This is a genomic window from Armatimonadota bacterium (assembly GCA_035527535.1).
Lineage (GTDB): Bacteria > Armatimonadota > Hebobacteria.
This window is the reverse complement of sequence record DATLAK010000018.1, coordinates 1-8,615: the sequence shown is the minus strand read 5'-3', so window position 1 is coordinate 8,615 and position 8,615 is coordinate 1. Positions and strand designations below refer to the sequence as shown.

Below are 8,615 nucleotides of genomic sequence, written 5' to 3'. Positions count from 1 at the left end.
GAAGTGCCTGGCGCCCCCTGCGACCCAAGCGCCGATGGGATCGCGTAACGCTTATGCCGGCGACGGCTCGATCCCCGCCTGGCCGACGCTTTCGCCTTCCTGGCGGCGCGCGTCAGGCGCGGTCTGGCGCCCCTGCCGGGGCTGTGCGCTGCCGGGTCGTGGCTCCGGCAAGGGCTGGCCGTCGAGCAAGGCTTTGAACTCGGCGCGGTCGAGGGTCTCCTTCTCCAGCAGCACCTGGACGATGCGCTCCATGCTCTGGCGCCGCTCCTGGATGACCTCTTCGGCGCGGTGGTAACACTGGTCAATGATGCTGCGAATCTCGCGGTCGATGGCGGAGGCGATCTCGTCGCTGTAGTCGCGGTCCTCCATCAGGTCGCGGCCGAGGAAAGGCATGCCATGACGGCGCCCGAAGCTGCGAGCCCCGAGCTTGTCGGACATGCCGAACTCGGTCACCATGCGCCGCGCGACCTCGGTCGCGCGATCGAGGTCATTGCTGGCGCCGGTGGTGGGCTCGCCGAAGACGATATTCTCGGCGGCGCGCCCCCCAAGCATGACCGAGATCTCGTCCAGCAGGTGCGAGCGCGTGGCGACGTGCTTGTCTTGCTCCGGCAGTTGCAGGGTGTAGCCGAGCGCCAGGCCGCGCGAGAGGATGGAGGTCTTGTGCAGGGGGTCGGCATGGGGCAGCACCTCGGCCAGGAGGGCGTGCCCGACCTCGTGGTTGGCGAGGATCTTCTTCTCCTGCTCCGATATGATCCGGCTCTTGCGCTCCGGGCCGGCGATGACGCGGTCAACCGAGGCCTCGAAATCATTCATGTCGATCTTGGTCTTATCGTCGCGCGCGGCCAGCAGCGCCGCCTCGTTGGCGAGGCTGGCAAGGTCGGCTCCGGAGAAGCCAGGCGTGCGGCGCGCCAGCACCTCCAGATCCACATCCTCGGTCAGGGGCTTGCCCTTGACGTGAACGGTTAGTATCTGCGTGCGCCCCTTCATGTCCGGCGGCGGCACGACGATGCGGCGATCGAAGCGCCCCGGTCGCGTCAGCGCCGGGTCGAGCACGTCGTCGCGGTTGGTAGCGGCGATGAGGATGACCCCGGCATTGGGGTCGAAGCCGTCCATCTCCACCAGCAACTGGTTGAGGGTCTGTTCGCGCTCATCGTGGCCGCCGCCGACGCCGGCGAAACGCTGGCGGCCGACCGCGTCAATCTCGTCAATGAAGATGATGCAGGGGCGATTGGCCTTGGCTTGCTCGAAGAGGTCGCGCACGCGCGAGGCCCCGACGCCGACGAACATCTCGACGAAGTCGGAGCCGCTGATGTGGAAGAAGGGCACCCCCGCCTCGCCCGCCACCGCGCGCGCCAGCAGCGTCTTGCCGCACCCCGGCGGCCCCAGCAGCAGCACCCCCTTGGGGATGCGCGCGCCCAGGATCTGGAAGCGCTTGGAGTTCTTGAGGAAGTCCACGACCTCCATCAACTCTTCCTTCGCTTCGTCCACCCCGGCGACGTCGCCGAACGTGATCCGGGGCATGCCCTCGGTGATACGCTTGGCGCGGGAGCGGCCAAAGGCGATCGCCTGGTTGCCGCCGCTCTGCGCCTGGCGCATGATGAACATCCAGAACACGACCACCAGCGCGGCCACGATCACCGCCACAATGATGTTGCTGAGCAGCGAATCGGAAATGGGTGGACGATCGTAGGCGAACGCGACGTGGCTGCGCTGCAGCGCCTTGACATACGGTTCCCGCTCCGCGTCAGGCAGCCACACCTCGAAGCGACCCTGATTGTCGCGCAGCTCGCCGGTGACCAGGTCCTTGCCGAAGCTGGCCTTTGCCACCTGGCCGTGCTCGACCACGGCCAGGAATTCGCTCGCGGACAGCTTCTTGCTGGGAGGCTGCTTGTGAGCGATCTGGCGCGCGGCCACTACCACGCCCACCAGCAAGCCCGCCCATACCAGCATCTTGATGAACCTGGACCCGTTCAAACGCTAGCCTCCGGCCGTGGAGCGGCCGCCGCTTGCTTGCCGACCTGCCGCCGCTGATGTCGCGACGATCCTGTAGGCCCCGTGCCTCTACATTGTTCCCCATTTCCTGTGGGGGAACACAACAACTGCATTACCATTATAGCACAGGGCCGGTGCCCCAACAACGCTTCCCCGGCCACGCGGTGCACACGCGGGCGCGCCGCCGGGACGCGGCAACGGCGTGAGCCGGTCTCGCGACGACCCCTGCGCGGGGGCGGACCGCTGTCGTCGCAGGCTGTCATCGGCCGGGCGCCGGGAGCGGTGGCCGGGCCCACGGTTGCCGGTGTCGCCGGTGGTCGAGGCGATGCAGACCGGCGTCCAGCGCGAAGCGTATCGCATGGTCATACTCTTGCGGCATGATGGGGCGGTTGACCTCCGGCGCCTCGGCGGCGCGGTAGCACGGCCGGTACTGGGCCATGACGTTGACGTAGGTATCGCGGCTCAGCGACGCCAGGAAGGCCATCACCTGCGCCGTCCCCGCGAGGTCGTTGGGCAGCACCAGGTGGCGCACCAGCAGCCCCCGATAGGCGATGCCGCACTCGTCGAGCTTAAGCTCCCCCACCTGGCGGTGCATCTCGGTGACGGCCGCGCGGTTGCGCCCCCAGTAGTCGCGCACCCCCGACAGCTTGAGCGCGATCTCGTCATCGGCGTACTTGCAGTCCGGCATGTAGATGTCGAACACCCCGTCCAGCAGCTCCAGCGTCTCCGGGCTGTCGTAGCCGCCGGTATTGTAAACCAGCGGCACCCGCAGGCCCAGCCCCGCCGCGATCACCAGCGCCGCCAGGAGCTGCGGCGCCTGGTGGCTGGGGCTGACGAAGTTGATATTGTGGCAGCCCTGCTCCTGCAGCGCCAGCATCATCGCCGCCAGCGCCTCGGGGGTGGTGGCCGCCCCCGGCCCCTGGTGGCTGAGGTCGTAGTTCTGGCAGAAGATGCAGTCGAGATTGCAGTTCGCCAGGAAGATCGTTCCCGAGCCGCCGCCCCCCACCAGGGGCGCCTCCTCGCCGAAGTGCGGGCAGGCGCTCGCGACCAGCGCCTCGCAGCCGGTGCGGCAGGCGCCCAGCTCCCCAGCCAGCCGGTTCACCCCGCAGCAGCGGGCGCACACGTTGCAGACGCGCAGCATCTCCCGCGCCCGCGGCGCCCGGCGCTGCAGTTCGCCCCGCTCCGCCAGCTCCAGGTAAGAGGCCCTGTGTTCGCTCACCGCCGCCCCCTCCTCATAGCTCAGCCCCCCAGCCACGCGATGGCATCTATCTCCACCAGGAAATCCATTGGCAGGCGCGCGGCCTCGAGGGTCGTGCGCGCGGGCGGGCGCTGCGGGAAATAGGAGGCGTAGATCTCGTTCATCGCCTGGAAGTCATCCATGTCGGCCAGGTAGAGTGTGGTCTTGACCACCTGCGCCAACGACGCTCCCGCCTCGTCAAGCAGCGTCCGCAGGTTGTCCAGCGTGACCCGCACCTGCTCCTCGACCGGCCCGGTGCAGGGCTGGCCGCTCTCCGGGTAGATCGCGGTCATGCCGGAGACAAACAGAAACCCACCCGCCCGCACCGCCTGTGAATACGACCCCCGAGGGCGCGGCAGCTTGTCGGATGTCAACGCCTGGGGTCGCTCCATCTTGCTCCTCCGTCATCCGGTCCGCGGATGCGGGTCCCTTTTCGCCGGAGCCGGCACCGCCGCCTGCCGGTGTGTAGCGGGGGCGGGGCGACCTCGCGACAGGGAATCCAGCTTGCGTGCGAGAAGGGTTAAGTACAACAAGTGCGTGCCGCGGCGGGGTCTGCGTCGCTCGGCGCGAAAGGGGCGATTGAGAGTGGAACGTCGTATGCTGGGCCCGACCGGAATGGAGGTGGCGGCGTTAGGTTTCGGCGCCATCAAGCTGCACAAGATCAGCCCAGAGGAGGCGACGCGCGCGCTCAACCGCGCGCTCGACCTCGGCATCAACTTCATTGACTCCGCGCGCGGCTACCGCGACAGCGAGCGCAAGATCGGCGTCGCCCTCAAGCGCCGCCGAGACGAATTCATCCTCGCCACCAAGAGCCACGCCGGCACCGCCGCCCAGCTCCGGACGGACCTGGAGACCAGCCTGCGCGAGCTGCAAACCGACTATGTGGACCTCTACCAGTTGCACAGCGTGGATCACGACGCCAAGTGGCAGCAGGTGATGGCGCCCGGCGGCGCTTTCGAGGCGGCGCGTCAAGCGCAGCAGCAGGGTCTGGTACGCCACGTCGGCATCACCATGCATCGCGCCGTGCACGAGATGGAGCAAGCCATCATCTGCGGCGAGTTCGAGACCATCATGCTCGCCTGCAATCCCCTCGACCCCGAGGGGGTCGCGGGGCGCATCATGCCGCTGGCGCGGGAGCGCGGCATGGGCGTCATCGCCATGAAGCCCCTCAGCGGCGGCATGCTCACCATGCCGGCGGAGCTGAAGCCGGCGGGCGAGCGCGACCCCATCGTCGCCGGCTGCCTGCGCTTCATCCTCTCCAATCCGGCGGTGAGCGTGGTCATCCCCGGCGTGGAGAGCGCGGCGCAGGTGGAGGAGAACGTCGCCACCATCGAGGAGTCGCCGCGCCTCAGCGACCAGGAGCGCCGCGATCTCATCACGACGCTGGGGCGCTTGGGCAAGTCCTACCGCTACGGCCAGACCTGCCTGCGCTGCGGCTACTGCCAGCCGTGCCCGCAGGGCATCGAGATCCCAGAGGTCTTCCGCGCCCTGCACGTGGCGCGCGAGTACCCGCAGAACCTGCGGCGCCTGGGGCGCGAGCTTTACGAATCCCTGGAGGTGCGGGCCTCGGTGTGCGCTGAATGCGGCGAGTGTCTGCCCAAGTGCCCGGCCGCCCTGCCCATCCCCGAGCGCCTGGCCGAAGCCGTCGCCGAGTTCGAGTAGGGGAGAGGACACGGACCGCACGACTCCTCTGGCGTGAGGCATGGACGTGAAGTCCAGCATCGCAGGACGGTCACCCTCTCCCTGCAAGGGAGAAAGGTCGCCGGATGCGCGGCGCAGACCAGGGAAACTCACTCACGTCTGGTGCCAAGAGGGGTGTCCTAATGCTCCGCCTGCCAACTCACGATGTTCACCTCGCCGACGACCACGTGCGGCTGCGCCCCTTTACGGATGCTGATTTCGATACGGTGGAGCGCTGGTTTGGGGACCCCGAGGTGACGTACTACTCCGAGGGGAAAGAGAATCCGAAGTACAGCCGAGCCGAGATCGAGGGCATCTACCGCGGCGTTGCGCAGCAAGGCAGCCTGCTCTTTGTCATCGAGACGGCCGATGAAACGGTTATCGGCGAAATGTGGCTTCAGCCTGCGAACATGGCGCGGTTGAAGAAGCAGCCGTCCGACCGCGCTTATCGCGTTGACATCTGTATCGGCGAGAAGGCATATTGGGGCCAGCGCTACGGTAGGCGAGCAGTGCGGCTGCTGCTGCGCCATGCCTTCGACGTGCTCGGCGCGGATCGCGTTGCCGCGGCATCGGTGTTCGAGTTCAATGATCGCAGTTTGCGTATGTTCGAGGCTTGCGGAATGCGCATCGTGCGGCGCGTGGCGGACCTCGTCGAGCGCGGCGGCCGGAAGTTCGCCGAGATAGACCTTGAAATCACGCGGGAGGAATGGCTCGCTCGTGGGAATCTGTCGCTAGCGCCGCGAGACAATGAAACCGGTTCCAACACAGACGGCTGAGCCCGGCCTCATCTCGTCCGCTCTCGCGGAGCTGCGCGGGCGGCCGTTGGCTTGCGCGGTGGCGATGTTCGCGCTGGGCATCGGGATGGGCGCCAAGTATGAGATCCCGCCCGCGTGGGCCTTGGGCGCGGTGGCGGCCGTCGCGCTGGCGATCGTCGCCGCGACCGTGCGCTGCAGCCGCGCCGCGGCTGCGCTGGTGCTGCTTCTCGCGGCGCTGGTGGGCGGGTTCGCCTACTCCGTGTCGCAGATCAAGCGCGCAGGCGACGTCTCCACCTTGACCGGAACCGCCGGCACCTTCGAGGGCATAGTCGTCGGCGACCCCCGCCCCTGGGGCGACCGCCAGGCGATAGCTGTGGACCTGCGAGATTGCGTTAATCCTGCGACGGGCGGGCATTCTCCGGCGCGCGGCAGGTTGTGGCTCACCTGCGTGTCACGGCAGCCTTTCGAGCGCGGCGACCGGGTGCGCTTCACCGCGGTCATCCATCCCCCGCGGGTGGCGACGAATCCGGGAGAGGTCACGCGCGCGCCGGCCCTGCAGGCGGCGGGCCTGTCGGCGCTCGCCTATGTGACGGACGAGCGGTTGCTGGAGCGACTGGGGGCGGCCGAGTTGGGCCCGCTCGAGCGCGCTGGCGTCGCGGTGCGCGAGCACGTGTCGCGGGTCATGCGCGAGAGCATGCCCGGGCCTTACCCCGAGGCGCTGGGGGCGCTGCTGGGGAGCATCGTCTTCGGCGCCAAGGCGCATCCCCTGCCGCCGGAGGTGATGGACGCCTTTCGCCGCGCCGGGGTCGTACACGTGCTGGTGGTGTCGGGGACGCAGATCTCCTTGCTTTTCACCATCGTCTACGCGCCGGGCGCCGTCGCTCTCTACTACCGGCGCCGTCGCTACGGCGCTCACGTTGGCGCCTGGGGCCGGCTCGCGCCCGCGCCCACGCACGCGAGCCTGGCGCTGGCGCTGACGTTGATCGCGCTCTACGCCCTCTTCACCGAGGGCGGGCGGCCGGTGGCGCGCGCGGCGGTGATGGGAGGGATGGTCGCCTTCGGCTTCATGCTGCGGCAGACGCCGGCGGTTGGCGACCACCATGCGCTGGAGTTCGACCGCTACACCATGCTCGCCGTAGCGGCGCTGGCGCTGCTGGTGGTGCGCCCGGCGGCGCTGTTCGACATCGGCCTGCAGTTGTCACTCGCGGCGGTGGCGGGGATCGTCGGTCTGGCGCCCACGATGATGCGCCTGCTGCGGCCGCTGCCGGGGTGGCTGGCGGCAATTGTGGGCGCAACGACGGCGGCCCAGTTGGCGGTGCTGCCGGTCACGGCGTGGCACTTCCGTTACATCTCGCCGGTGGGGTTCGTCGCCAACCTGTTCGTCATCCCCGCGGCTGCGCTTCTACTTGCGACCGGCATCGCCGTCGCCGTGCTCGGCTCCATCAGCATCCCGCTGGCGACGGCCGTCAATTACCTCAACGCCCCGCTGCTGCGGGTCGGGGTGGGCCTGGTCTATGCCGTGTCCAATCTGCCGGGAGCGACGATACGGGCGGAAGTCACGTCGGCGTGGCTGGTGGCGGCGTACTGCGCGGCGCTGGTCGGAGCGGCGGCGCTCGCGCATCGTTGGCTGGGCCGCCGCCATCCCGACCAGGAGCCGATGCCGCAGTAGAGGCCTCCCCTGACCGGCTCGCGTATGCGCGGCGGAGCGGGCGGGGACCGTTCGACCTTACTGAGGGTAGACTCCGCCCCGCTCTTTCCCGGTCTTCGATAAGTGCGGGAACCCTCTTCGCCGCGCCCGCGTCATAATGGGTGACGGTGATAGCGCGGCAGAGACGGGACAATGCCCGGACCGCGACGGAGCGCCTATGCCCCTGCTCCAGCACCACCTGCGACAGGTAGGTACGGCTACCGCGGCGAATCACCCCCACCAGGCGCCGCCTGCGTCCGCGCTGTGTGAAGCGGGTGCGCGGTCAACCCCGCGCCTGTACTTGACGGACTCGGCGGCGTCGGTGGGCGTGGAAAGAGCGACCCCGATAACTCGGCCGCGGGGAGTGGCGGCGTCCGTCGGTGAACCGCCGGATCAGGCGCTGGTGACGCGCGTGCTGGGCGGCGATCTCGATGCGTTCGGGGTCATCCTGGCGCGTCATCAGGATCGGATCTACAGCATCGCCGCTAACTTCGCCGCCAACCGCGACGACGCCAGCGACCTGGCGCAGGAGGTGTTCGTCAAGGCCTACCGATCGCTGGCGGGCTTTCGCGGTCAATCGGCGTTCTCGACCTGGCTCTACCGTATCGCCGTCAACACGTGTGTGGACTACACCCGGCGGCAGGCGCGCTCGGGGTGGTTGCAGTTGCAGGATGACGCCGTGTCTGCGCCCACGGAGCCAGGGCTCGACCCGCAGCACGAGTTGGAGCGCAAGGAATTGCGCTCGGACCTGGTGCGGGCGATCGCCGGCCTGTCGTGGAAGCTGCGAATCGCGCTCATCCTGCATGACGTCGAGGGACTTACGCACGAAGAGATAGCGGCCGTCGTCGGCTGTTCGATTGGAACCACCAAGTCGCGGCTGTTCCGGGCGCGCGAAGAAGTGCGTCGGCGGCTGCGCGGGCAGAAGGAGGGAGACGGTACGTGAACTGTGAACGCGCCAGGAGGTTGGCGCACGACATGGGCGGGGAAGCAGGCGCGCCTGCCGCCGGCCGTGAGCCGGGAATCGCGGCGGAGCTGGAGCAGCACCTGTGGTCGTGCCCGCCCTGTCGGGCTTACTTGGAGCAGCTGCGCGTCCTGCGAACGCATCTGCACGCGCTGGGCAATCGGCAAGCGCCGGATGGTCTGGCACCGCGGACGATGAGCGCGCTGCGCCTGCAGCAGCGGCGCAGACGGCCCCGGCGCCCCGCGCGCCGCTACTGGCGGCGGGCATTGGCCGCGGCGGCCGCCGCGGCGGCCGTGGTGGCGA

Annotated in this window: 8 protein-coding genes; 5 read left to right on the top strand and 3 right to left on the bottom strand. The window is 68.8% G+C overall.

The features are described 5' to 3' along the window. Positions 1-51: 51 nt before the first annotated feature. The 3 genes from ftsH to VM221_00835 all read right to left on the bottom strand — a co-directional run bounded on the left by ftsH (position 52) and on the right by VM221_00835 (position 3,621). Positions 52-1,950, bottom strand: coding sequence for an ATP-dependent zinc metalloprotease FtsH (gene ftsH / locus VM221_00845; protein ID HUT73365.1), 1,899 nt, complete (start codon positions 1,948-1,950; stop codon positions 52-54). A 301-nt stretch (positions 1,951-2,251) separates the two neighbouring features. Further along, on the bottom strand, positions 2,252-3,211 hold the full coding sequence (locus tag VM221_00840; GenBank protein HUT73364.1) for a radical SAM protein: 960 nt from the start codon (positions 3,209-3,211) through the stop codon (positions 2,252-2,254). Positions 3,212-3,231: 20 nt separating this feature from the next. Further along, entirely contained in the window at positions 3,232-3,621 is a 390-nt protein-coding gene (locus tag VM221_00835; GenBank protein HUT73363.1) for a RidA family protein, read from the bottom strand. A gap of 193 nt (positions 3,622-3,814) precedes the next feature. Between VM221_00835 and VM221_00830 the strand changes: the two genes are divergently transcribed. The 5 genes from VM221_00830 to VM221_00810 form a co-directional block, all read left to right on the top strand. Beyond that, on the top strand, positions 3,815-4,891 hold the full coding sequence (locus tag VM221_00830; GenBank protein ID HUT73362.1) for an aldo/keto reductase: 1,077 nt from the start codon (positions 3,815-3,817) through the stop codon (positions 4,889-4,891). A gap of 161 nt (positions 4,892-5,052) precedes the next feature. Further along, entirely contained in the window at positions 5,053-5,685 is a 633-nt protein-coding gene (locus tag VM221_00825) for a GNAT family N-acetyltransferase (GenBank protein ID HUT73361.1), read from the top strand. Next, positions 5,657-7,333, top strand: coding sequence for a ComEC/Rec2 family competence protein (locus tag VM221_00820; GenBank protein HUT73360.1), 1,677 nt, complete (start codon positions 5,657-5,659; stop codon positions 7,331-7,333). Before VM221_00825 ends, VM221_00820 begins: the two co-directional genes overlap by 29 nt. Positions 7,334-7,529: 196 nt before the next feature. After that, the gene (locus VM221_00815; GenBank protein HUT73359.1) at positions 7,530-8,294 is read left to right on the top strand and encodes a sigma-70 family RNA polymerase sigma factor; all 765 of its coding nucleotides are present in this window, start codon (positions 7,530-7,532) and stop codon (positions 8,292-8,294) included. Next, on the top strand, positions 8,291-8,615 hold a 325-nt coding region (locus VM221_00810; protein ID HUT73358.1), incomplete at its 3' end, for a hypothetical protein. The genes VM221_00815 and VM221_00810, both read left to right, overlap by 4 nt.